The organism is Mycolicibacterium sp. CBM1 (assembly GCF_054073305.1).
In genome coordinates, this window is sequence record NZ_JBSXPP010000024.1 from 10,238 (window position 1) to 35,007 (window position 24,770).

Genomic DNA, 24,770 nt, shown 5'->3' on the forward strand with positions numbered 1-24,770 from the left:
GCGGGAGTGCAACTCTCGGCCCGACCGCGAGGACGGGCGTTCGGCGAAAGGACGGTTGGTGGACGTTGGATCGGGCTCCGGCCCCGACGATCATGTCGGTCGCGATCTGACCCGAGTGGACTGGTCGGCGACGCCGCTGGGCTCGCCGGCCGGCTGGCCCCAGAGCTTGCGCACCGCGGTGAGCATCCTGTTGTCGTCACGGTTCTCGATGTGGATGGCCTGGGGGCCTGACCTGACGTTCTTCTGCAACGCGGCCTATCGCCGCGACACCCTTGGCCGCAAATACCCCTGGGCGCTGGGCCGGCCGGCCCGCGAAGTATGGGCCGAGATCTGGGACGACATCTCTCCCCGGATCGACCGGGTGCTGAAGACCGGCGAAGCGACCTGGGATGAGGGGCTGCTGCTTTTCGTGGAACGGTCCGGCTATACCGAGGAGAGCTACCACACCTTCTCCTACAGCCCGCTTCGCAACGACGACGGGAACGTCGTCGGCATGCTCTGCGTGGTCAGCGAGGACACCGACCGGGTGATCGGCGAGCGCCGGATGGCCACGCTACGCGACCTGGGCTCCGACCCGTCGGTGGTCCGCACCGAAGAAGAGATGTTGGCCTTCGCCGCCCGCCAGCTTGAGCGCAACCACCGCGACCTGCCATTCAGCCTGATGTACCTGTTCGACGACGACGGCACCGCGCGGCTGGCCGGCTTGAGCGGCATCGCCCCCGGCCACCCGGCCGCGCCGCCGCGGCTGGCGCCCGACGGCGTGGCGCTGTGGCCGCTAGCGGAACCGGCCAGGGGCGAGTCGGTGCTGGTCGACCTCGACGACCCGGCGTTCGGCGACCTGCCGACCGGCGAATGGCAGGACCCGCCGAGCCACGCCTTGGTGACGCCGCTGCTGGCCCAGGGCGGCACACCGTCGGGCTTCCTGGTGGCCGCGCTCAACCGCTACCGCCCCGTCGACGACGAATACCGCAGCTTCGTCAACCTGGTCGCCGGCCACCTCGCCACCGGCATCTCCAGCGCCCGGAGCTACCACGCCCAGCAGCGCCGTGCCGAAGAACTCGCCGAGCTCGACCGCGCCAAAACGACGTTCTTCTCCAATATCAGCCACGAGTTCCGCACCCCGATCACCCTGATCCTCGGCCCGGTGGCCGAACTGCGCGCCCGCTCCTCCGGTCTCGACGAGCACACCCGCCAGGAGCTCGACGTCATCCACCGCAACGGGTTACGGCTGGCGAAGCTGGTGAACACGCTGCTGGACTTCTCCCGCATCGAGGCGGGCCGCGTGCAGGCCCGCTACGAGCCCGTCGACCTGGCCGAGGTCACCGCCGAGCTGGCCAGCGTCTTCCGCTCCGCCGTCGACCGCGCCGGCCTCGAGCTGGTGGTCGATTGCCAGTCCTGCGACGAGGCGGTCTACCTCGACCGCGACATGTGGGAAAAGGTCGTTCTCAACCTGCTGTCCAACGCGCTGAAATACACGTTCTCCGGGTCGATTACGGTGCGGGTGACCCGCGAGGGCGCCGAGGCGGTGGTCAGCGTGGCCGACACCGGCATCGGCATCCCCGCCTCGGAGATGCCGCGGCTGTTCGAACGCTTCCACCGCATCGACAGTGCCCGCGCCCGCTCAGCCGAAGGCAGCGGCATCGGCCTGGCATTGGTCAGAGAACTCGTCATCCTGCACGGCGGCACCATCAGCGCCGACAGCGTCGAAGACATCGGCACCATTTTCACCGTCCGGCTGCCGATCGGCTCCGCGCACCTGCCAGCCGACGCGCTCACCGCCCCGGCATCCGGCCGCACCACCTCCGGCATCGCCGAGCCTTTTGTCCAGGAGGCGCTGCGCTGGCTGCCGGGCGACGGCATCGCCGCGGCCGACACCAACGTCCAGATGCCCCCCACCGACACGGTGCTGGGCACACCCGCAGCCAGCGCAACGCGGGCCCGGGTGCTCGTCGCCGACGATAACGCCGACATGCGCGAATACCTGGCCAGATTGCTGCGCGGCGCCGGATACAAAGTGGATGCGGTGACCGACGGGCGCCACGCACTGGACCGGATCCGCACCGACCTGCCCGACCTGGTGGTCAGCGACGTGATGATGCCGCGCCTGGACGGCCTGGCGCTGGTGGCGGCGCTGCGCAACGACCCGCGCACCGTCGGCGTCCCGGTCGTACTGTTGTCGGCCCGCGCAGGCCAGGAAGCCTCCATCGAAGGCCTGAACGCCGGCGCCGACGACTATCTGGTCAAGCCGTTCGCCGCGGCCGAGCTGCTGGCGAGGGTCCGGGCGAACATCGAGTTGGCCCGGCTGCGCAACCACCACACCCGGTGGCGCGCCGCGCTGGTCGATTCACTGCAGGAGGCCTTCTTCGTCTGTGACGAAGTCGGCGCCGTCATCGAGATGAACAGCGCATTCACCGACATCCTCGGCTACGGCCCCGAAGGCCTGCCCTACGATCCCGAGCACCCTTGGTGGCCCGATTCCGAGACCGAGCCCGAAGCGCATCGGCAGGTGGTCGCCGCGTTCGCCCCCCTGCCCGACAACCCGCACGGCAGCTACACGGTGCCGGTTACCCACTGCGACGGGCACCGGGTCTGGATCACCACCAACATCGCTCACGCGAAGGACCCGGAAACCGGGCGCAATGTCATGGTGGGAACGTTCCGCGACGTCACCGCCGAGCACTTCACCGTACAGCGCCAGAGCGCGCTCGCCGTGCTCAATCAGCAACTGGCGCAGGCCGATACCGTCGAAGACGCGCTGCGCGACGCGATGGACCAGCTGCGGCGGCAGTGGTCGGCGCGGTGCGTGCTCGCCGCGACCTTCCCCACCGCGCGCTCGTCCGGCTCGGGCACATCAACGCCCGAGCTGATCGGTGCCCCCACCCCGGTGCAGTGGGCGGACGTGCCGCCCCAAACCCGTGACCACATCACCGCGCTGGGGGCCAGCGGTGAGCTGCTGACCGCCGACACCGACATCCCGGGGTCGGCCGGCATCGCGTTGCAGCATCCGCGCGGCATCCTGGTGCTCTGGCTGGACCTGCCCGAACAACGCCCCTTCACCGGTGAGGACCAAACCCTTCTGACCGTGCTGGCCGGCCGCCTCGGACAAGGCCTGCAACGCGTCCACCAACTCGACCAGCAGCGCGAAACAGCGCTGGCACTGCAACATTCGATCCTGGGCCCGGCCGATCTGCCCACCGGATTCGCAGTCCGCTACCAGCCCGCGTCGCACCCACTTCAGGTCGGCGGTGACTGGTATGACGTCGTCTCACTCGACGATGGTCGCATCGCCCTGGTGGTCGGTGACTGCGTCGGCCACGACCTGGCTGCCGCGACCGTCATGGGCCAGTTGCGCAGCGCATGCCGCGCACTGCTGCTCGAAAGGTCCAGCCCGGCCGCGACCCTGACCGGCCTGGACCGCTTCGCCACCCGGCTGCCCGGCGCCCAGTCCACGACTGCCTTCTGCGCGGTGCTCGAACCCGAGACCGGCGAACTCACGTACTCCAGCGCCGGACATCCACCTCCGATCCTGGTCCTCGCGGACGGCACCACGCGCCTGCTCGAGGACGGGCACTCCATCGCCCTGGGCATCCACGTGGACTGGGAACGACCGCAGGCTCAGGCGACCATTCCGGCGCAGGCCACGCTGCTGCTCTACACCGACGGGCTGGTGGAGCGGCGAAGATTGTCACTCGACGACGGAATCGAGCGGGCCGCCAAGCTCATTCGCGACGACGGGGTCCGTGACTTGGATCCGCTGGCCGACCAGATCATGTCGGTGCTTGCGCCGCCAGGCGGATACCAGGACGATGTCGCCCTTCTTCTCTATCGCCATCCCGCGCCGCTGGAAGTGACGATCCCGGCCGACGCTCTGCACCTCGCCCCGGCACGCGCCGCACTACGAGAATGGTTGAACGCCGCGGGAATCGACCACGAACAGGCTCAGGACGTGCTGGTCGCCGCGGGCGAAGCCGTCACCAACTCCATCGAGCACGGGTACCGCCAGATCGACGGCGGGAGCATCACCTTGCGTGCGAGTTCTGAAGTGGACCTGCTGCACCTGACCATCACCGATGCCGGTTCATGGAAGCCGAAAGAGACCGGCTATACCCATCGCGGCCGCGGGATCCAGATCATGCAGGCGTTGATGGAGGATGTGTCGATCGTCCCCGACTCCACGGGCACCACCGTCCGGCTGTCGACGAGGATCCGCCGATGAGTACACCGCTGTCCGTACAGACCGGGCCGGGCGCCGACGGTCAGCTGGTGGTCTCCGCGGCCGGCGAAATCGACGCCAGCAACGCCGCCGCATTCGCCGAGGCGATCGGCGCGGCGGTGACCGACACCACCGCGACCGTGATCGTCGACCTCAGTGCCGTCGACTACCTCGACAGCGCTGCGATCAATGCCCTTGTCCCCCATGCAGATTCACTAGAGATCATCGCCAATCCGCTACTGATGCGGGTACTCCGGGTCAGCGGTCTGAGCGAATTGGCGAAGGTCCGCGAGGCCACCGGCGAACACTGACGGCCGTCACAACCCGCCGGGGTTGGTCAGCGCCAGCAGCCGTGAGGTGGCCCGCAGGTACTTCTTGCGGTATCCACCGGCGAGCATCTCCTCGGAGAAGACGGTGTCGAGCTTGGCGCCGGAAGCCACCACGGGGATGCCGGCGTCGTAGAGCCGGTCGGTCAGCGCGACGAGCCGCAGGGCGACGTTCTGGTCATCGAGGGGGTGCACACCGGTGAGGTAAACCGCCCGCACCCCTTCGATGAGCGTCAGGTAGCGCGACGGATGCATGGTCGCCAGGTGCGCGCACAGCGCATCGAAGTCGTCGAGGGTGGCACCGGCCACGGCGGCCGCCTCCGCGGTGACCTGCTCGTCGGACCGCGGCTGTGGCGCCGGCGGCAGACCGCGATGCCGATAGTCCGGGCCCTCGATGCGCACCGTCGTGAAAATACTTGCCAGTGTGTTGATTTCGCGCAGAAAATCCTGGGCCGCGAAGCGGCCTTCACCGAGCTGCTCGGGCAGCGTGTTCGATGTCGCGGCGATCGACACCCCCCGCTCGACCAGTTGGGAAAGCAGCCGCGAGATGAGCGTGGTGTTGCCCGGGTCGTCGAGTTCGAATTCGTCGATGCACACCACCGTGTAATCGGCCAGCAGGTCGATGCACTCGACGAAACCGAAAACGCCGGCCAGCTGGGTCAGCTCACCGAACGCCGCGAAGGCCCTCGGGTGGTCTGCAGAGTCCGGCATCTGCCGGTACGCCGACGCCAGCAGGTGGGTCTTGCCGACGCCGAATCCGCCGTCGAGATAGATACCCACCCCTGGCAGGGTCTCCCGCTTGCCGAACAACTTCTTCTTGCCGGCGCGCCGGCGCAGCGCCTCGTCGCAGAATGCCCGGCAGGCGTCGACGGCAGCAGCCTGTGTGGGCTCGGCTGGGTCTGGCCGGTAGGTGTCGAAGCTGACCCCGGCGAAGGTGGGGGGCGGAACCAGCTGGGCGACCAGCCGTTCCGGGGAGACCGTCGGATGCCGGTCGACGAGGTGGCCTACGGCGCCGACGGGGGCTGCGACGGGGCGGTCCATGCACGAACTGTATCGACGTGCTCCAATCGTTGACATGCCCGACCCGAGCGGCGACGACCCGGATGCGACGCACTTCACACTGCTGGCGACGCACGACGCGGTGGGCCCGCAAGGCCCCCTCGACGATGATCGCCTCTACGACCTCTACGCCTACCCGGGCGACATCAGCCGGTGCTGGGTGCGCGGCAACGCCATCGCCAGCCTCGACGGCGGGGCTGCCACCGACGGCACGTCGGGCGGGCTCGGCGGCCCCGGCGACCGGCGGCTGTTCCGGGTACTGCGCGAGCTGACCGACGTCGTCGTCGTCGGCGCGGGCACCGCACGTGCGGAGAACTACTCCGGCGCGCAGATGACGCTCGCGCAACGCAGCCGCCGCCAACAACGCGGCCAAGCCGAGGTGCCGCCGATCGCGCTGCTCACCCGCTCCGGTCACCTCGACGGCGATATGCCAGTGTTGACCCGCACCGAGGTGGCTCCGCTGGTACTGACCAGCACGGCCGCCGCGCCCGCCGCGCAGGCGCTTGTCGGCAACACCGCCGAGGTGATCGCCTGCTCGGGTGCCGACCCGGCCGACGTCGACCCCGACGCCGCCCTGGCCGCACTCGCCGAACGCGGACTCACCCGGGTGCTCTGCGAAGGTGGCCCCTCGTTGACTGGCACGTTCGTCGAGCACGAATTGCTCGACGAACTGTGCCTGACCACCGCGCCGATGCTCGTCGGCGGCGCCGCGCCACGCATCGCCACCGGCGACGGCCACGTGCTCGCCCGGATGCGGCGCCGGCACGTGATCTCCGACGACCAGGGCTATCTGTACACGCGCTACACGCGCGCCGACTGAGCGGAACCGGCCACCGGGGTCGCTACTGTGGTGGGCATGCGCGATCGTCGGGTCTGGGCCTCCCAGGCTGTAGTCAGCCTCGGCACCGTGGCGTTGACGACCCTGCTCACCGGATGTGCCCCATGGCTGGCCGCCAACCCCCAGTTCGCCAGCAATTCGGCGCACAATCCCGGTGGTGGTCCGACCACGACCAAGGCTGCCGGCGGGCCGCCCGCAATCGCCGCTCCCAAGAACGACCTGCCGTGGCGGGACTGCACCTCGCGGGTGTTCGGCGACGCCGGCGCCCCACCCGCACCCGGGGTGATCCTGGAGTGCGCCGACTACGACGCCGACCTGGACCCGATCGCCGGTGCCACCGGGACGGTGAGTATCGGTGTGGTGCGCGCCCGCTCGGTGCAGACCCCGCCCGACGCGGGCCCAGTGGTGTTCACCACCGGTACCGACATTCCGTCGTCGATGCAGCTACCGATCTGGCTGTCCCGGTCGGGTGCCGACGTGCTCAAGAGCCATCCCATCGTTTCGGTGGACCGCCGCGGCATGGGCATGTCGAGCCCGGTGGACTGCCGGGATGCCTTCGACCGCCAGGAGATGCGCGACCAGGCTCAGTTCGAGTCCGGCGACGACCCGGTGGCCAACCTCGGTGCGATCACCATGACCGCGACCACCAGTTGCACCGACACCATCGCGCCGGGTGACTCGGCCTACGACAACGCGCGGGCCGCCGAGGACCTCGAGCGGCTGCGCAGCACCTGGGATGTACCGGCGCTGGCGCTGATCGGCGTCGGCAACGGCGCCCAGATCGCCATGGCCTACGCCGGTTCACACCCCGACAAAGTGGCCCGCCTGGTGCTCGACTCGCCGATCCCGCCCGGGGTGAGCGCCGAGGCGGCGGCCGAGGAGCGGGTCAAGGGTCAGCAGGCCGCCCTCGATGCGTTCGCGACCCAGTGCATCGCCGCGAACTGTGCGCTCGGCCCCGACCCGAAGGGTGCCGTCGACGCGCTGCTCAGCGCCGCGCGCGCGGGCCGCGGCCCCGGCGGGGTCTCGGTAGCGGTGCTGACCAATGCCATCGTCACCGCGCTCGGCTTCCCCAGCGGGGACCGCATCGGCAGCACCGTGAGTCTGGCCAACACGCTGGCCGCCGCGCGCAACGGCGACACCAACCAGCTCAACAGCCTGATTAATCAGGCCGAGGCCAGCCGCGACAGCGACGGCCAGTTCATCAACTCCTGCAGCGACGCGCTGAACCGGCCGACCCCCGACCGGGTCCGAGAACTCGTCGTCGCCTGGGGCAAGCTGTACCCGCAGTTCGGTGCCGTCGGCGCGCTGGATCTGGTGAAGTGTCTCAACTGGCCCAGCGGCGCGGCCCCCAAGGACCCCAAGGACTTGCACGTCAATGTGCTTCTGCTGGGGGTGCAGAACGACCCGATCGTCGGCAACCAGGGGGTGCCGACCTCAGCGGCCACCATCATCAACGCCGGTTCGGCCAGCAAGCGGGTGATGTGGCAGGGCGTTGGCCACGGAGCCAGCATCTATTCGGCGTGCACACTGCCGCCGATGATGGGTTACCTCGACAGCGGCAACATGCCGCCTACCGACACCTACTGCCCCGCCTGACCGTTCGACGCAGCGAGCCGGTGTACGGTGCGGACGTGGCGCTAGCTGAATCACTCCAGGCCGGCCTGCGCAGCGCGTTCGGCCCACGGACAAGTCCCCCCGGCGCGGCTGCCGTTCTGCGCTCGGCATTGTGGCCGTTGGCCATCATGTCGATCATCCACCGCAGCTATGTGCTGTCGTCCAACGGCTACATCACCGACGACTTCGGCCCGGTATACCGGGCGGTGTCGAACTTCCGACGCGGCCTGGACATCTACAACGAGCACTTCGACTACGTCGACCCGCACTACCTGTACCCACCGGGCGGCACCCTGCTGATGGCACCGTTCGGCTACCTGCCGGTGTTCGCCTCGCACAACTGGTTCGTGTTCTTCAACACGCTGGCGATGATCATCGCGGCCTGCCTGTTGGTACGGCTGTTCAAGTTCCCGCTGACCTCGGTGGCGCTGCCCGCGCTGCTGCTGGCGATGTTCTGCACCGAATCGGTGACCAACACGCTGGTGTTCACCAACGTCAACGGCTGCATCCTGCTGTGCGAGGTGTTGTTCTTCCGCTGGCTGCTCGACGGCAAGGTCAGCCATCAGTGGCTGGCGGGTGTGGTGATCGGCTTGTCGCTGGTGGTCAAGCCGGTGCTCGCCGTGCTGCTCCTGCTGCCGCTGCTCAACCGGCAGTGGCGGGTGCTCGTGGCCGCCTTCGTGGTGCCGCTGGTGTTCAATGTCGCGGCGTGGCCGCTGGTGGCCGACCCGATGAATTTCGTGCGGCGCACCCTGCCCTACATCTTCTCGACGCGCGACTACTTCAACAGCTCGGTGCTGGGCAACGGCGTGTACTACGGCCTGCCGATGTGGCTGATCGTGGTGCTGCGGGTGCTGTTCCTGGCACTGGCGGTGGCCAGTCTGTGGCTGCTCCACCGCTACTACCGCGAACGCGATCCACTGTTCTGGATGCTGACGTCGTCGGGCGTGCTGCTCATCGCCTCCTGGCTGGTGCTGTCACTGGCCCAGGGCTACTACTCGATGATGCTGTTCCCGTTCCTGATGACGGTGGTGCTGCCGAATTCGGTGGTGCGCAACTGGCCGGCCTGGCTGGCCACCTACGGGTTCTTGACCATGGACCGCTGGCTGATGTGGCGCTGGCCGACGACCGGCCGCTTCCTGGAGTACATGAAGATCACCTACGGCTGGTCGCTGATGCTGATCGTGGTGTTCTGCGTGCTGTACTTCCGGTACTCCGACGCCAAGGCGGCAGGCACGCTGGACGAAGGCATCGACCCGGCCTGGCTGCGGGCCGAACCCGGACCCGCTGCCGTTCCCAGTGGCTGACGCGCGCACGGTAACGTGAACGCATGAGTTCGATTCCCGCTCCGAAGCTGGAACTGACCGACGACGAGTGGCGCCAGCGGCTGACCCCGCAGGAATTCGCCGTGCTGCGGCAGGCGGGCACCGAGCGGCCCTTCACCGGCGAATACACCGACACCAAGGCCGAAGGTGTCTACGTCTGCCGAGCGTGCGGCACCGAATTATTCCGCAGCACAGAGAAATTCGAGTCGCACTGCGGCTGGCCGTCGTTCTTCGACCCGTCGCACTCCGACGCGGTGATCCTCAAGCCGGACGAGTCGCTGGGTATGCACCGGGTGGAGGTGTTGTGCGCGCACTGCCACAGTCACCTCGGCCACGTGTTCAGCGGCGAGGGCTACCCGACGCCGACCGACCAGCGCTACTGCATCAACTCGATCTCGCTGAAGCTGGTCCCCACGGAGGATTAGCGAGCATCGCCAGGAGCCGGTCGAGTTCGACGGGGACGCTGAAGTAGTAGCCCTGCCCCACGTCACACCCGTACTCGCGCAGGCGCTCGAGCGTGTCGACGCGCTCGATGCCCTCCGCCACCGTGCTCAGCCCCAGCTCGTGTGCCATGTTGACCACGGCGCGCACCACCACAGCCGCCCGAGTATCCCCGGTGACGGGTGCCACGAACCGGCGGTCCAGCTTGACCTGGTCGATGGGTAGGTCACGTAGGTAGGACAGCGCCGAGTAGCCGGAGCCGAAATCGTCGATGGCGATCCGGATTCCGGCCGCGCGCAGCTCGTGTAGCACCCGGGTGGTCTGCTCGAGCCCTTCCAGGAACACGTCCTCGGTGATCTCGACGGACATCGCCGCCGCGGTGAGTCCGCGAGCCATCAGCGCCGAAGAGACCGTCGTCGCCAACCGTGCGGTAGCCAGCGACGGCGCGGAGACGTTGACCGCCACCGGCACGGTGAATCCGGCGTCGTGCCAGACCTTCGCGTCGTCGAGAGCCTGGTTCACCACCTGGTCGGTGACGGCCCCCATCAATCCGTGGCGACGCACCAACGGCATGAACTCCATCGGGCCCAGCACTCCGCGGGTGGGGTGCGGCCAGCGCACCAATGCCTCCGCCGCGACGATCTCGAGCGTCCGCAGATCGACCGTCGGCTGATACAGCAGCGTCAGGTTCCGCTGGTCGACCGCTTGACGGAGCTCTCCCAGGAGACGAAGCGACGAGCCGCGCCCGCCCGCCGTGGTCAGCGGCGGCGGATTCAACACGCCGTCGGCGAAGAAGTCCGCCTCCATCTCCGCGGTGAACGTGTGCACTCCGGCCACCCGGGACTTCTTCGCCGCGTCAAGGGCGATGTCGGCGCGCTTGAGCAACTCGGCGGTGCTGACCTCGAGATCTTCGGCATCGGCCACCGCAAGTCCCGCGCTGGGCCGGATCATCAGCTCGTGGCCGCCGACCTGGAACGGCTCGGCAAAGGATTCGGCCACCCGTTGGGCGACTACCTGGGAATGATCATCGCGGCCCTCGATGAGCACGGCATACTCGTCGCCACCGACGCGGGCGACCGTATCGCCGGTGCGGACGGTTTTCAGCATCCGCTCACCGACGTGCTGGAGCAGCTTGTCGCCCACGTCGTGGCCAAAGGTGTCGTTGACCAGCTTGAAGCCATCGAGATCGAGTGCCATGACCCCCACCGAGACGCCGTCTCGCTGGCGCATCTGCATGGCATGGCTAACCCTGTCGTGGAAGACCGCGCGGTTGTCCAGACCGGTCAGCGGGTCGCGCAGCGCCTGCTCGGCGACAGCCGCGAACAGCCTACGGTTCTCGCCGACGATGATCAGCTGCCGAGCGAGGAAGGCGACGACCACCAGCCCACCGGCGACGGTTAGCGGCACCCGCAGCTCATCGGGCGGGGGCAGGTTGAACGTCGCCACGACGGCGGCCGCCGCTACCGGGACGAACGGCAGGAACACCGACGCCGGCCCGGGTGGCGTCACGACGGCGATGTTGCGGTGCGGCCAGGGCCGCCCGACCACCGCGACGGCACCGAAGATCAGCAGACCGGCCAGCCAACCGACAGCGACAACACGATGGCTCGAATATTGTCCTGCCGCAATGTAATAGAAGGTGACATCGTTGGTGATGACGATACAGAAGCCGGCAAGGGCCATCAGACCGATCGGCAGGCGCTGCATCGGAAGTGCACGTAGGAACACCAGCACGACAATCGTCAGCAGCAACGAATCCAGCGTGGGATAGGCCACCGACGCCACCAAGGTGCCCCAGTCGGCGAGGCGGGCGGGATAGAAATTTTCGAGGACGCCGGTCCAGACCACGATGACGACGGAACCAGCGACCACCACGGCGTCGAGCAGCAGCCGGATCCACGACGTGCCTGCCGCGCCGATCGGCAACAGCAGCAAAGCGACACATGCGGAGGCGGGCAGGATCAGCCGCACCAGATCGGGGACCACCGGAAACGCCGGCTCAGCACCGACGACGGCGTAAGCGCCGCGCACCCCGGCCCCTGTGGCGAACGCGGCCAGCCCGACGGCCAACGCCAGCCAAGCGGCCCGAATCCGCCCCTGCGCCAGGACCGCCGTCCGCACCGTGAGAAGTGCGACCGCCGCGGCCACGATCGTCAGGGTGATCTTGAAGGTCGCGATCGTCGCGAAACTCGGCGAATGACTCAGTGCCACTGCAGCCACCAGCAGCATCAGCCCGGAAAGGGTCACGTAGCGGACCGCACGGGCGTTGCCGAGCAGCGTTTGCACCCAGTCCCCCAGCGTCGTACCCAGACGGACGAACCGCCGTAGCGTAGCAAAGTTTCGTGCTGAGCTAAACTCTTCCGCCCGTGACCGCCGTCACGCCGACGGCGGCGAAGCGCTCGCCGCCGGCCCGACCAGATCCACCAACTCGTCGGGCGTTAGCGGCACGCTGTAGTAGAAGCCCTGGCCCACGTCGCACCCGAATTCACGCACCAGCGCGGCAGTCTCGGCGTCCTCGACGCCCTCGGCGACGATGGTCAACCCCAGGACGTGAGCCAGGTCCACCACCGCTCGCAGCACCGCCGCCGCACGGGGATCTGCCACGATCGGCGCGATGAACTCGCGATCGAGCTTCACCTCGTCGATCGGCAGGTCACGCAGATAGGACAGCGTGGAATACCCACTGCCGAAATCGTCGATAGCGATCCGAATGCCACTGCTGCGCAACTGGCTGAGCACCGCGCGGGTCCGGTGCGCCCCATCCAGGAAGATGTCCTCGGTGATCTCCACGCTCAGTGCCGAGGGTTCCAGGCCGCGCTCGGCCAGCGCACGACCGATGATCGCGGGCAGATCGCCGGCGGTCATCGACGGGGCGAACACGTTCACCGCAACCGGTAAGTCGACTCCGGCCCGGCGCCAGGACAGCGCGTCGTCGAGCGCCTTGTCGAGCACCAGCCGAGTCACCGACCTCATCAGGCCGTGCCGGCGCACCAGAAACAGGAACTCCTTGGGGGCCAACACGCCGTCGTCGCCCTGCGGCCAGCGCAGCAGCGCTTCGACCCCGATCACCGCGCCGGTACGCAAGTCGACCTGGGGCTGATAAACCAGGATGAGCTCGGATCGCTCGATGGCCTTGCGGAGCTTGCCGAGCCGCTGGATGGCGGTCACACCGTCGTCGCGGACACCGTCGGCCGGCTTGCCGGCCAGGTCCTGGTCGGCCATGTCGGCGACATGGATGTCGGGGTCGTAACTCCGCATGCCGCTGACCCGCGACCGCTTGGCCACATACATCGCGGCGTCGGCGCGAGTCAGCAGCTCCTCGGCCTCCAGAGTGGGCTCGTCGGGCTCGGCCGCGGCGACCCCGACGCTGGCCCGTATCAACAGCTCGTGGCCCCGCAGCACGAACGGTTCCTCGAACGCTTCGACGACACGCAGGCCGACCACCTCGGCGGCATCCACACCCCCCTCGACGACGATGGCGAACTCGTCACCACCCAGACGGGCCAGCGTGTCACCGACGCGCACGCAGTTCATCAACCGCGAGGCGACTCCCACCAACAGGTCGTCACCGACCGGATGTCCGAGATTGTCGTTGACCAGCTTGAAGTCGTTGAGGTCCACCGCCACCACACCGACCGACAGATCCTCCCGCTCACGCAGCTGCATGGCATGGTCGAGACGCTCGTTGAATAATGCACGGTTGGCCAGCCCGGTCAGCGGATCGTGCAGCGCCTGAACGGCTACCGCGGCGAGCAGTCGCCGGTTCTCGCTGACCGCCAGGAATTGGCGGGCCAGCACGGCCACCACCAGTAGACCGGCGGCGATCAACACGGGGTGGGTTTGCAGCAGAGGCACGGGTTGGGCGGCCCCGATGATGCCCGCCACCAGCAGCGGTGCGTACGGCAGCCAGACCGAGGCCCATCCGGGCAGCGCGACCGAATCTCGTTGCACGAAACGGGTTTTAGACTCGGCGACGGCGGCGACGGTGATGCACAGCAGGCCGGCCGCCCAGCCGAGGTCGATCACGCCGCCGGAGGCGTACTTGTTCTTGGCCTCCAGGTAGGCGAACACACTGTCCGATACGGCGACACACGCCAGCCCGACGGTCAGCAGAGTCAGTGACAGGCGGTGCGCTCCACTGGACCTGACCAACACCACCGCGGCGATCGTGACGATGACGATGTCGGAGATCGGATAGGTCAGCGAGATCACGAATGCGAGGCGACTGTTCGCCCCCTCCTCGGCGAGGGGGCGCATAATCGTCACCCAGCTGACCAGGAACAGAGAGCCGGCAACGATCACCCCGTCGAGGAGCAACCGCAGTCGCGACTGGATGCTGTGAGCCGCGGGGAACAACAGAAGCCCCACACAGGCGCCCACCGGAAAGACCAGGTAGGCGACATCGGCGAGGGACGGAAACGGCAGCTCGCGCTGCCTGATCTCGTAGTACGCCCAGATGATCTCCCCGACTGCCCAGCCCAGCAGGCCCACCGTGATCGACAACCACGCCTTGCGTAGCTGCCCGCTCATCGAACGGGTCGCGCGAGCGGCGAGCAGTGTGGCGGTAACGGTCAAGACGACGAAGAACACGTCAGCGACGATCACCAACGGGCGTCCCTGGGACCACCCGGAGAGCAACCAGAGCGAGTACACCGCGAAGACCGCTGCGGCGATGGCGCCGACGCGTGCTGTCTTCAGCACTGAAGGAGACCTCCCGGACGCCACCACGTTATTGACAGATAGGCAAGTGTAGGTGTCGGCCTGTCACGTCGGCGTCACGCGCATCGCCTCGGGGGGCGCCGAAATGCCGGATTCATAGCGCCGACCACCGAAGTCGTGGTCTCGGCCGAGCACGTCGAGCAAGTCCTTGATCGGCAGCGGAGGGCTGAAGTGATAGCCCTGGCCGACCCGGCAGCCGTGGTCGCGAAGCCAGACTGCGGTCTCGGCGTCTTCGATGCCCTCGGCGACGGTGTCCAGACCGAGTTCGGCGGCCAGGTTCAGCACTGCCCGTACGACGGTCGCGGCCCGCCGGTCAACCAGGATCGGCGCGATGAAGTCCCGGTCTAGCTTGACCTCGTCGATCGGCAGATCCCGCAGGTAGGACAACACCGAGTAGCCGGTCCCGACATCGTCGATGGCGATCCGGATGCCGTTGCTGCGCATCGTGGTGAGCACCAACCGGGTCCGATCCATGTTCTCTAGAAACAGGTCCTCGGTGATCTCGACCGTCAACGCCGCACCGGTGAGACCCCGCGTGGACAGCGCCTGCGACAGCATCACCGGCAGATCGGGGTTGGCCATCGAGGGCGCGAAGAGGTTCACCGCCACCGGGATCTCGAACCCGAGCGCGTGCCAGCGGACCGCGTCGTCGAGCGCCTTGCTCACCACGAATTCGGTCAGCACACCCATCAGCCCATAGCGGCGCACCAACGGCAGGAACTCGTCGGGGCCGAGCAGGCCCCGCTGCGGATGAGGCCAGCGCACGAGGGCTTCGACCCCCATGATCCGTACCGACCGTAGGTCGTATTTCGGCTGGTAGACCAGCGTCAGTTCGACCTTCTCGATGGCTTGGCGCAGCTCACCGAGCAGACGCACGACGGCCGCGCCGCTAGGCGCCGGCGAATCCGCAGGATGCCGCTGCCCGGCGCCCCGGCCGTCGGCCAGCCGCATCTCGGCGTTGTAGGCACAAACTGCCGCGCCGCGGGACCGCTTCGCCGAATACATCGCGACATCGGCGCGCCGCAACAGCTCGTCTGCCGACATCTGCGCGCGGTCCGCCGCGGCGACCGCAAAACCCACGCTGGGGCGGATCAGCAACTCCTGGCCGCCGACGTCGAACGGCCGGTCGAACACCTCGAGCACCCGGTGGGCGACCAGTTCGGCGTGGTCCACCTCGTCGCAGATCAACACCGCGAACTCGTCACCGCCGAGTCTGGCGACGATGTCCCCGGCCCGGACACACTCGGCGACACGATCGGCCGCCAGGTGCAGCAGCTCGTCCCCGACCGGGTGCCCGAGGCTGTCGTTGACGAGCTTGAAGTCATTGAGGTCCATCACGATCAGCGCGACCGCGCCGCCGTCCGCCTCGCGTGCCTGCATCGCCTCGGTGAGCCGATCGTTGAACAACGCCCGATTCCCGAGACCGGTCAGCGGATCCAGCGACGATTGCTCGGCGATCTGGCTCAGCAACCGGCGGTTCTCACTGACAGCCAACGCCTGCCGAAGCAACACCGCCACCAACAACAGCACTCCGAGCGGAAACATCGGGCTCGACGCCACCTCGGGCGGTTTGGCCGCCACCACGACCAAGGCGACCATCAACGGCGCATACGGCACCCAGACCGACGCCCAGCCGGGCAGCTCGTCGGTGGCGCCGTCGTCGGCCCCGGCCTCACGCGCGGCGACCGCGGCCACCGTCAACAGCAACAATCCCGCCACCCAGCCGATGTCGACGATGTTCCCGCTGAAGTACTCACCACGAGCCGAAAGATAGGCATATCCGCTGTCCGCCAACGCCATGGCGGTCAGGCCCAGCGTCACCAGCGTCATCGTCGGGCGCTGGGCCGGGCCGGCGCTCGCTATCACCACCAAGGCCGTTGTCACCAATACGACGTCCCATACCGGGTAGGCCATCAACAACACGAACTCGAACCGGCTTGCCGCGCCCGCGCGATACAACTCACTCATCACCAACGCCCACGACGCGGCAAACAACGAACCCGCAACGATCACGCCGTCGAGGAGGATGCGCCAGTCCGACGACCGCACGGAGCGATTCCGGAACAGCAGCAGCGCGACACACGCTCCGGCTGGAAAGGTTAGAAAGAACGCGTCGGCGAGCGAGGGAAACGGGCCCTCGTCAACACCGACCTCGAGGTAGGCCCACACCACTTCGCCGGCGGCATAGGCGGCCAGCCCGAACGCCAGCGCCGCCCAAGCCGCCCGTGCGCGACCGTGAACGGCCCGCACGGTCCACGCCGACGCCAGTGCAGCGACGATCGCGACGGCCGCCAGCAAGACGCCGTCGACCGCGGTGAACGCGGCACCGTGTGTCACGCCGCTGAGGATCCACACCACGAACACCACGAAACACACCACGGCGGCCACTGCCGTCAACGCCGTCTTCGACATCCCGCACCCCTCCCCCTGGTGGCTACCGTGTCAGACCGGCCGGTATGACGGCGGGATCGGACAACCGACAGTCTCCGTGTCCCAGCGAACACCCCGGCCCAGGTCGCCGGCCAGTACACCGCTGAGGAACCGATTGCCCGACCCGGTCACCGGGTCACGCAGGGCCCGCCCGGCCACCGTCGTCAACAACCGCTGATTCTGGAGCATCAGCAGAGTGCGCGAGATTCGGCTCAGCGCCGGGGTGAGTAGCAGCAGAGCCCCGCAGAGGGCCAACGGCAGCACCAGACAGGCGGCGTCTGCCCCCGACAGGAACGGAGCCATGCCGGCAATCGTGTAGTAGTGCCAGATCTCGGCTCCGACACCGAAGCAGACCAACCCGATACTCAGCGATGTCCAGGCCAGCCGGACCCGTCCAATTCTGGCCCTGGCCGTTGCCGCGGCGCAGAGTGCGGCCGCGGCGGCACAGAAGACGACCGCGGTGTCGGTGTTCATGGCGAAAGCGACCGCAGACGTTCCCGTCAGCCGGCCGAGTGGCGACACGGCTAAACCCACCCCGAGCGCAACTGCGACGCCGACCGCCGCCTGCTTCTGTGTCGGTCCCCTCGCGGCCATCCGGCCCCCGATCTGTCTGCCCCTCCCCCGCTGCTCTAGACGGAGATGGTCGACAGCCGGATTTTAGCGAACTCCACCCGCACCGCGTACTAGTTTGCGGGCAGACAACCCGGCCGTCACGGCAGCTTGGCGATCAATTCCTCGACGCCGATGCGGGGGCCGGTGAAGAACGGCACCTCTTCGCGGACGTGACGGCGGGCCTCGGTAGCACGCAGATCCCGCATCAGGTCGACGATGCGGTACAGCTCGGGGGCCTCGAACGCCAGGATCCACTCGTAGTCACCCAGAGCAAATGCCGGCACGGTGTTAGCGCGCACATCCTTGTAGCCGCGGGCGGCCATCCCGTGGTCGGCGAGCATCTTGCGCCGCTCCTCGTCGGGCAGCAGATACCAGTCCAGGGACCGCACGAACGGGTAGACGCAGACGTAGTTACCCGGTTCCTCACCGGCCAGGAAGGCCGGGACATGGCTCTTGTTGAACTCCGCGGGCCGGTGCAGTGCGACGCTGCTCCACACCGGTTCCACCGATCGGCCCAGGACCGTTGTCCGGCGGAAGTCGCTGTAGGTGGCCTGCAGCGTCTCGATGCGCTCGGCGTGGGTCCAGATCATGAAGTCGGCGTCGGCGCGCAGGCCCGCCACGTCGTAGATTCCGCGCACCACCACACCGTTCTCTTCCTGTTGCTTGAGGAAGGTGGCAGTCTCGTCGACGACGGCGGCTCGGGACTCCTCGTCGTAGCCCAGGGCGCCAGGCTCGGCGGCGAACACCGAGAACATCACATAGCGGATCGTCGCGTTGAGCTCATCGTAATCCAGTCGGGCCATGGCACTATCGTGCCACGCCGGGACGGCGCTACGGACGCGTGGTGGCGGCCACCACACGCTCGGCGGCCCGGCCCGCGACGCCCACGCAGGCGGGCACACCGATGCCGTCGAGGTAGTTGCCCGCGATGGCCAATGTCGGTGGCAGACCTGTCCGCAACTCGGCGGCCAGCGTGGCGTGCCCAGGCCCGTACTGCGGCATCGCATCCAGCCAGCGGTGCACGAGGACGTCGACCGGCTCGACGGCGATGCCGAACACCGTCCGCAGATCGTCCAGCGCCCAGGCCTGCAAGTCCGCATCGGAGGTGGACCGGGCCAGCTGATCGCCGAAGCGGCCGAAGGACATGCGCAGCAGTTCGGCGTTGCCGCGCGCTCCCCACTTGCGCGTAGACAGCGTTATTGCCTTGGCGTGCAGAGGTTCTCCACTGGCGACCAGCACACCGGACTGCGGCGGCAGCGGAGTGCCGCCGGGAACGGCCATCGCCAGCACCGCCGCCGAGGCGACCGGGATCCGCGCGGCCGCTGCGGCGGCCCGCGGCGCGACGTCGCCGACCAGCTGTGCCAGCCGCGGCGCCGGTACCGCCACGATCACCCCGTCGGCCCGCCACTGCCCGCCGTCGTCGTCGGCGACGAGCCAACCGGCGCCGTCGGCCTCGATCCGGTTCACCGACGTCTGTGCCCACCGCAGCGCGCTGCGCGTCACGAGTTCGTCGAGCAGTACCTGATAGCCGCCGTCGATAGCACCGAACACCGGGCCGCTGATGTTGGGGGGCACGGCACGCCGCACGGCCTCGGTGAGGCTGGTAGCGCCCGCGTCGAGGGCGGCGGCGACGGTGGGCACCGCCGAGCGGATGCCGATGGTGGCGGCCGACCCCGCGTAGACCCCGGAGAGCATGGGGTCCACCGAGCGGGCGACCACCTGCTCACCGAAGCGGTCGCCGACCACCTCGCCGACCGCTGGATCCGACCCAGCCCGCCACGACAGTGGACGGTGGGGCTCAGCGGCCATCTGGGCGATGGTGGCGTCGTCGACCAGTCCGGTGACAGACGCCGCGGAGCTGGGAATGCCGTTGACGGTGCCCGGGGGCAGCGGGTGGATGCGGCCCTGGCTGAAGATGGTCGGCCGCACGCCGGTGGTACTGATCTGGCGGTCGGCGAGCCCGAGTTCGCCCAGCAGCGCGGGTACTTCGGGACGGCGCACGACGAACGCCTCGGCGCCGACGTCCATCGACTGACCGCACAACCGTTCGGTGCGCAGGATGCCGCCGAGCCGGTCGGCGGGGTCGAAGACGGTGACGTCGGCGTCCGAACCGATCAACATCCGGAGTCGGTAGGCGGCGACCAGACCCGAAATGCCGCCGCCCACAACGCAGTACCGTCGGCTCATTACGGGCTCGCCCCGCTCTGGATCCGTGCCACGGTCACAGCGAATGCACCAGGGCCACCAGGTCGGTCAGCACGTCGGGGTCGGTGCCGGGCAGCACGCCGTGGCCCAGGTTGAAGATGTGGCCGGCCGCTCCGCAGTCGACGGCCAGGCGCCCGTCGTCGACCACCGCGCGGGCGGCGCTCTCGACCACCGGCCACCCGGCCAGCAGCACCACCGGGTCCAGGTTGCCCTGCAGGGCCAGGCCCGGGCCGACACGGGTCGCGGCGTCGGCCAACGAGGTGCGCCAGTCGACGCCGACGACGGCCGGCGCGCGGCCGGTGGAGGCCGCCTGCGCCATCGCGCCGAGCAACTCGGCGGTCCCGACGCCGAAATGCGTCATCGGCACGCCGTAGTCCGCCAGCGCGGCGAAAACCCGGGTGCTGTGCGGCAGCACGTGGGTGCGGTAGTCGGCCAGCGAAAGCGTGCCCGCCCACGAGTCGAACACCTGGATGGCGTCCACCCCGGCGTCGAGTTGCACCTTCAAGAAGGCGATCGTCAGATCGGTGAGCATCCCCATCAGCGCGTGCCAGGTGGATGGCTCGCCCAGCATCATGGCCTTGGTGCGCTCGTGCAGCTTGCTCGGCCCGCCCTCCACCAGATAGGAGGCCAGGGTGAACGGAGCGCCGGCGAACCCGATCAGCGGCACCTCCCCCAGCTCGGCCACCAGCAGTGCCACCGCGTCGGCGACCGCGCTGACCCGTTGCAGCTCAAGACTTTTGATCGCCGTGACATCGGCCGCGGTGCGGATCGGGTGGTCGATGACCGGGCCGACGTCCGGAACGATGTCCAACTCGATGCCCGCGCCGCGCAGTGGGACGACGATGTCGGAAAACAGGATCGCGGCGTCGACGGCGTGCCTGCGCACGGGTTGCATCGTGATCTCGCAGATCAGCGCCGGGTCGAAGCAGGCCTGCATCATGGTGTTCTTGGCCCGTAGCTGGCGGTACTCCGGCAGCGACCGGCCGGCCTGGCGCATGAACCAGACCGGCACCCGGCTGGGTTTGCGGCCCGCGGCGGCGGCCAGGTACGGCGCGTCGGGCAGTTGGCGTCGGGTACTCATCGCGTCCATGCTGCCACGTAGCCGCAGGCCGGGAACCGGCTGCTGGCACGAAATCGGCGCGCCTGCTCACCGGACCTGGACGATGCGGCTAGCGTCACTGCACGTGACCACTGCGGAACCGGCGCAATTCCGCGAGGCGGTGGCGGCGATGAACGCCGCCGAGGTGCGCACGGAGATCGAACTCGGTCCGATCCGCCCACCTCAGCGTCTCGCGCCGTACAGCTATGCGCTGGGTGCGGAGGTCAAGCATGCCGAGACCGAGGTTGTGCCCGAACGCTCCGACGGTGACGCGTTCGGCCGGCTGATCCTGCTGCACGACCCGGACGGGTCAGAGGCCTGGGATGGCACTATGCGCCTGGTCGCCTACATCCAAGCCGACCTCGACTCCAGCGAGGCCGTCGACCCACTGCTACCCGAGGTGGCGTGGAGCTGGCTCATCGACGCGTTGGAGACGCGCTCCGAGCACGTCACGGCGCTCGGCGGCACCGTCACCGCCACGACATCGGTGCGCTACGGCGATATCTCCGGGCCGCCGCGGGCACACCAGCTCGAGATGCGGGCGTCGTGGACGGCCACCACGATGCAACTCGACACCCACGTCCAAGCGTTCTGCGAGGTCCTCGAACACGCCGCGGGTCTGCCGCCGGTCGGAGTGACGGATCTGGGATCCCGCTCGCGCGCATAGCCATGTCAGAACTCGACGACGACGGTGCCGTGGGTGCGCCGGACACCCCCACCGATGACGCGCCCGAGGCCACCCCGCTGCTGGCACCGGCGAACGGTGTGCCGCCACTGTCGGTCAGCGCCGCGGAGATCTCGGCGGCCGCCGAACAGCTCGCCGGCGGCACCGGACCGTTCGCCGTCGACGCCGAGCGCGCGTCGGGATTCCGTTACTCCAACCGGGCCTACCTGATCCAGATCCGCCGCACCGGCGCCGGAACCGTGCTGATCGACCCGGTTAACCACGGCAGCAGCCCGATCGACGTACTGGCCCCGGTGGCTGAGGTACTGGCCACCGACGAATGGATCCTGCACGCCGCCGACCAGGATCTGCCGTGCCTGGCCGAGGTGGGCATGCGCCCGCCGTCGCTCTACGACACTGAGCTGGCCGGGCGGCTGGCAGGCTTCGACCGGGTGAACCTGGCCGCGATGGTGCAGCGGCTACTCGGGCTGGGCCTGGCCAAGGGACACGGCGCCGCGGACTGGTCCAAACGCCCGCTACCCGACGCCTGGCTGAACTACGCCGCACTGGACGTCGAGGTGCTCATCGAACTGCGCGAATCGATCGCCGCGGTGCTCGCCGAGCAGAACAAAACCGACTGGGCTGCAGAGGAATTCGAGTATCTGCGGCAGGCGGAAGCCACCCCGACCCGGCGTGACCGGTGGCGGCGCACCTCCGGTCTGCACAAGGTGCGCAACCGGCAGGCACTGGCCGCGGTCCGCGAGCTGTGGACCGCGCGTGATCACATCGCCCGTCGCCGGGACATCGCACCGGGACGCATCCTGCCCGACTCGGCGATCATCGCCGCCGCGCAGGCCGACCCGAAAACCGTCGAGGAACTGACCAAATTGGCGATCTTCGGCGGCCACAAGCAGCGCCGCAGCGCCCAGGTTTGGCTGGATGCGCTGGAAGCGGCCCGCAACAACCCAGAACCGCCCGAGAGCTCGGAAGCCCAGAGCGGGCCTCCGCCCGCCGTTCGGTGGACCAAGCGCAAGCCGGAAGCCGCGGCCCGGCTCGAAGCCGCCCGTACCGCGCTCGCCGCGCTGTCGGCGCGGGTCAACATACCGACCGAAAACCTGATCTCCCCCGAACTGGTTCGCCGGCTGTGCTGGGATTGGCAGGATCGCGCCGAAGTCACCGAGGCGGTCGAGGCGTTTCTGCGCGACGGCGGAGCGCGGTCATGGCAGCGCTCGCTGGTGGTGCCGGTGCTGGCTGCGGCGCTGAAGTCGCCTGACGCACAACCGAACGACTAGGTCTTGTCGGCGGAGTCGGTGACCGACTCGTCGCTGGCGCCCAGCGCCGCCACCCAGCCGGTGACCTGGCGGGCGATGTTCTGGTCGGTGAGGCCGATTCTGTCGAGCACCTCACCGCGCGACGCGTGATCCAGGAACTGTTGCGGCACACCGACATCGCGGCACGGCACGTCGATCTCGGCCGCGCGCAGCGCTGCCGACACCGACGAGCCGACGCCGGCACGCACACCGTTGTCCTCCATGGTGACCACGAGCTTGTGCGATTTGGCAAGTGGGACAAGCGCATCCGGCACGGGGATAACCCAGCGGGGGTCCACGACCGTCACGCCGATGCCCTGATTGCGTAGCCGCTCGGCGACCTTGAGCGCCATGGCGGCGAACGATCCCACCGCGATCAGCAGCACGTCGTCGCCCAGACCGTCGGACGGGCGCGCCAGCACGTCCACACCCGAGCATCGCTCCAGCGCCGGAATATCCTGCCCCACTTCGCCCTTGGGGAATCGAATGGCCGTCGGGCCGTCGCTGATCTCGAGCGCCTCGCCGAGCTCCTCGCGTAAGCGTGCGCCGTCGCGCGGGGCAGCGACCCGGATGCCGGGAACGATGTTCAGGATCGACAGGTCCCACATGCCGTTGTGGCTGGCACCGTCGTTACCGGTAATGCCCGCCCGATCGAGGACAATCGTGACCGGCAGCTTGTGCAGCGCAACGTCCATCAGCATCTGGTCGAAGGCGCGGTTGAGGAAGGTCGAATAGATCGCCACCACGGGGTGCAGGCCGCCCATTGCCAGGCCCGCCGCCGACGTCATCGCGTGCTGCTCGGCAATGCCGACGTCGAAAAGCCGGTCGGGGAACCGTTCGCCGAATGCCGACAACCCCGTCGGGCCGGGCATCGCGGCGGTGATCGCCACGATGTCGCGGCGTTTGGCCGCATACGTGATCAGCGCGTCGGAGAACACCGACGTCCAGCCCGGCGCGGCGGACTTGGTGGCCAGCCCGGTGTCGGGGTCGATCACGCCGCAGGAGTGCATCTGCTCGGCCTCGTCGTTCTCGGCCGGCGCATAGCCCATGCCCTTGCGTGTGACCATGTGCACGATCACCGGGGCGTTGAACCCGCGGGCGTGCCGCAGCGCGTTCTCCACGGCGTGCTCGTCGTGGCCGTCGATCGGGCCGACATACTTCAGACCGAGGTCGGTGAACATCACCTGCGGCGACAGCGCGTCCTTGATGCCGGCCTTGACACTGTGCATGGCCTGGTAGCAGGCCTCGCCGATGACCGGCATGCCGCGCACCGCGACCCGGCCGCGCTCGAGCAGACGCTCGTAGCCCGGCTGCAGGCGCAGCGCGGCCAGATGGTCGGCCAGCCCACCGATAGTCGGGGCGTAGGAGCGGCCGTTGTCGTTGACCACGATCACCACCGGCCGCCGGGAAGCGGCGATATTGTTCAGTGCCTCCCAGCACATTCCGCCGGTGAGCGCACCGTCGCCGACCACAGCCACGACGTGGCGATTGCGGTGACCGGTCAGCTCGAACGCCTTGGCCAGACCGTCCGCGTAGGACAGCGCCGCCGATGCGTGACTGGATTCGGCCCAGTCGTGCTCGCTCTCGGCGCGGGACGGATAACCCGAGAGGCCGTCCTTCGTGCGTAACGTGTCGAAGTCCGCGGCGCGACCGGTGAGCATCTTGTGCACGTACGCCTGGTGGCCGGTGTCGAAGATGATCGGGTCGTGCGGTGAGTCGAAGACGCGGTGCAGAGCCAGCGTCAGTTCGACCACACCGAGATTGGGCCCCAGATGGCCACCCGTGGCAGCGACCTTGTGGATCAGGAACTGGCGTATCTCGGCAGCCAGTTCGGTCAGCTGCGCTTGGGACAGGTGCTGGAGGTCGGCGGGGCCGCGAACCTGTTCAAGCATCAGGCCAGTCTACGCATCGCCCCGTC

At 68.6% G+C, this 24,770-nt stretch carries 17 protein-coding genes; 8 read left to right on the forward strand and 9 right to left on the reverse strand.

What is annotated here, in order from left to right; genetic code table 11:
- Window positions 1-58 precede the first annotated feature (58 nt).
- Window positions 59-4,216, forward strand: a complete 4,158-nt coding sequence (locus ACXDF8_RS24320; protein WP_457225829.1) for a SpoIIE family protein phosphatase — start codon at window positions 59-61, stop codon at window positions 4,214-4,216.
- Window positions 4,213-4,524, forward strand: a complete 312-nt coding sequence (locus ACXDF8_RS24325) for an STAS domain-containing protein (RefSeq protein WP_457225830.1) — start codon at window positions 4,213-4,215, stop codon at window positions 4,522-4,524. The genes ACXDF8_RS24320 and ACXDF8_RS24325 overlap by 4 nt, the downstream gene beginning before the upstream one ends.
- A gap of 6 nt (window positions 4,525-4,530) precedes the next feature.
- On the opposite strand, the gene zapE is transcribed toward ACXDF8_RS24325, so the two are convergent.
- Entirely contained in the window at window positions 4,531-5,616 is a 1,086-nt protein-coding gene (gene zapE / locus ACXDF8_RS24330; RefSeq protein WP_457225831.1) for a cell division protein ZapE, read from the reverse strand.
- On the opposite strand from zapE, the gene ACXDF8_RS24335 reads away from it, so the two are divergent.
- Genes ACXDF8_RS24335 through msrB form a run of 4 tightly spaced genes read left to right on the forward strand, consistent with a single transcriptional unit; the run spans window position 5,615 to window position 9,797 of the window.
- On the forward strand, window positions 5,615-6,418 hold the full coding sequence (locus ACXDF8_RS24335) for a pyrimidine reductase family protein (RefSeq protein WP_457225832.1): 804 nt from the start codon (window positions 5,615-5,617) through the stop codon (window positions 6,416-6,418). The genes zapE and ACXDF8_RS24335 overlap by 2 nt on opposite strands.
- 36 nt (window positions 6,419-6,454) lie before the next feature.
- Window positions 6,455-8,032, forward strand: coding sequence for an alpha/beta fold hydrolase (locus tag ACXDF8_RS24340; RefSeq protein ID WP_457225833.1), 1,578 nt, complete (start codon window positions 6,455-6,457; stop codon window positions 8,030-8,032).
- A 20-nt stretch (window positions 8,033-8,052) separates the two neighbouring features.
- Window positions 8,053-9,354: an arabinofuranan 3-O-arabinosyltransferase gene (gene aftC, locus ACXDF8_RS24345; RefSeq protein WP_457225834.1), complete on the forward strand. Its 1,302-nt coding sequence runs from the start codon at window positions 8,053-8,055 to the stop codon at window positions 9,352-9,354.
- Window positions 9,355-9,386: 32 nt separating this feature from the next.
- Window positions 9,387-9,797, forward strand: a complete 411-nt coding sequence (msrB, locus tag ACXDF8_RS24350) for a peptide-methionine (R)-S-oxide reductase MsrB (RefSeq protein ID WP_457225874.1) — start codon at window positions 9,387-9,389, stop codon at window positions 9,795-9,797.
- Here the strand turns inward: msrB and ACXDF8_RS24355 are convergent.
- The 7 genes from ACXDF8_RS24355 to hemE form a co-directional block, all read right to left on the reverse strand.
- Entirely contained in the window at window positions 9,757-12,099 is a 2,343-nt protein-coding gene (locus ACXDF8_RS24355) for a putative bifunctional diguanylate cyclase/phosphodiesterase (protein ID WP_457225835.1), read from the reverse strand. The genes msrB and ACXDF8_RS24355 overlap by 41 nt on opposite strands.
- Window positions 12,100-12,189: 90 nt before the next feature.
- Window positions 12,190-14,514, reverse strand: a complete 2,325-nt coding sequence (locus ACXDF8_RS24360; protein ID WP_457225836.1) for a putative bifunctional diguanylate cyclase/phosphodiesterase — start codon at window positions 14,512-14,514, stop codon at window positions 12,190-12,192.
- A 63-nt stretch (window positions 14,515-14,577) separates the two neighbouring features.
- The gene (locus ACXDF8_RS24365) at window positions 14,578-16,944 is read right to left on the reverse strand and encodes a putative bifunctional diguanylate cyclase/phosphodiesterase (protein WP_457225837.1); all 2,367 of its coding nucleotides are present in this window, start codon (window positions 16,942-16,944) and stop codon (window positions 14,578-14,580) included.
- 30 nt (window positions 16,945-16,974) lie between these two features.
- Window positions 16,975-17,484 (reverse strand): hypothetical protein, encoded by a 510-nt coding sequence (locus ACXDF8_RS24370; RefSeq protein ID WP_457225838.1) that lies wholly within the window; start codon window positions 17,482-17,484, stop codon window positions 16,975-16,977.
- Between the two features lie 188 nt (window positions 17,485-17,672).
- The gene (gene hemQ / locus ACXDF8_RS24375; protein WP_457225839.1) at window positions 17,673-18,377 is read right to left on the reverse strand and encodes a hydrogen peroxide-dependent heme synthase; all 705 of its coding nucleotides are present in this window, start codon (window positions 18,375-18,377) and stop codon (window positions 17,673-17,675) included.
- A 28-nt stretch (window positions 18,378-18,405) separates the two neighbouring features.
- The gene (locus tag ACXDF8_RS24380) at window positions 18,406-19,761 is read right to left on the reverse strand and encodes a protoporphyrinogen oxidase (RefSeq protein ID WP_457225840.1); all 1,356 of its coding nucleotides are present in this window, start codon (window positions 19,759-19,761) and stop codon (window positions 18,406-18,408) included.
- Window positions 19,762-19,795: 34 nt separating this feature from the next.
- Window positions 19,796-20,860 (reverse strand): uroporphyrinogen decarboxylase, encoded by a 1,065-nt coding sequence (gene hemE, locus ACXDF8_RS24385; RefSeq protein WP_457225841.1) that lies wholly within the window; start codon window positions 20,858-20,860, stop codon window positions 19,796-19,798.
- An 82-nt stretch (window positions 20,861-20,942) separates the two neighbouring features.
- Here hemE and ACXDF8_RS24390 point away from each other — a divergent pair, with 82 nt between their 5' ends.
- Together ACXDF8_RS24390 and ACXDF8_RS24395 are read left to right on the forward strand one after the other, a co-directional pair.
- Window positions 20,943-21,545: a DUF3000 domain-containing protein gene (locus tag ACXDF8_RS24390; RefSeq protein WP_457225842.1), complete on the forward strand. Its 603-nt coding sequence runs from the start codon at window positions 20,943-20,945 to the stop codon at window positions 21,543-21,545.
- Between the two features lie 2 nt (window positions 21,546-21,547).
- Window positions 21,548-22,834, forward strand: a complete 1,287-nt coding sequence (locus tag ACXDF8_RS24395) for an HRDC domain-containing protein (protein ID WP_457225843.1) — start codon at window positions 21,548-21,550, stop codon at window positions 22,832-22,834.
- On the opposite strand, the gene dxs is transcribed toward ACXDF8_RS24395, so the two are convergent.
- Window positions 22,831-24,744 (reverse strand): 1-deoxy-D-xylulose-5-phosphate synthase, encoded by a 1,914-nt coding sequence (gene dxs, locus ACXDF8_RS24400; protein WP_457225844.1) that lies wholly within the window; start codon window positions 24,742-24,744, stop codon window positions 22,831-22,833. The two genes, ACXDF8_RS24395 and dxs, sit on opposite strands and share 4 nt — an antisense overlap.
- Window positions 24,745-24,770: the final 26 nt, after the last annotated feature.

Bases quoted from the DNA above. Each gene is read 5' to 3' on its own strand.
- ACXDF8_RS24325 (WP_457225830.1), top strand. From the start codon at position 4,213: ATGAGTACACCGCTGTCCGTACAGACCGGGCCGGGCGCCGACGGTCAG.
- ACXDF8_RS24335 (WP_457225832.1), top strand. From the start codon at position 5,615: ATGCCCGACCCGAGCGGCGACGACCCGGATGCGACGCACTTCACACTG.
- zapE (WP_457225831.1), bottom strand. From the start codon at position 5,616: ATGTCAACGATTGGAGCACGTCGATACAGTTCGTGCATGGACCGCCCC.
- ACXDF8_RS24340 (WP_457225833.1), top strand. From the start codon at position 6,455: ATGCGCGATCGTCGGGTCTGGGCCTCCCAGGCTGTAGTCAGCCTCGGC.
- ACXDF8_RS24365 (WP_457225837.1), bottom strand. From the start codon at position 16,944: ATGTCGAAGACGGCGTTGACGGCAGTGGCCGCCGTGGTGTGTTTCGTG.
- hemQ (WP_457225839.1), bottom strand. From the start codon at position 18,377: ATGGCCCGACTGGATTACGATGAGCTCAACGCGACGATCCGCTATGTG.
- ACXDF8_RS24380 (WP_457225840.1), bottom strand. From the start codon at position 19,761: ATGAGCCGACGGTACTGCGTTGTGGGCGGCGGCATTTCGGGTCTGGTC.
- hemE (WP_457225841.1), bottom strand. From the start codon at position 20,860: ATGAGTACCCGACGCCAACTGCCCGACGCGCCGTACCTGGCCGCCGCC.
- ACXDF8_RS24390 (WP_457225842.1), top strand. From the start codon at position 20,943: ATGCGGCTAGCGTCACTGCACGTGACCACTGCGGAACCGGCGCAATTC.
- ACXDF8_RS24395 (WP_457225843.1), top strand. From the start codon at position 21,548: ATGTCAGAACTCGACGACGACGGTGCCGTGGGTGCGCCGGACACCCCC.
- dxs (WP_457225844.1), bottom strand. From the start codon at position 24,744: ATGCTTGAACAGGTTCGCGGCCCCGCCGACCTCCAGCACCTGTCCCAA.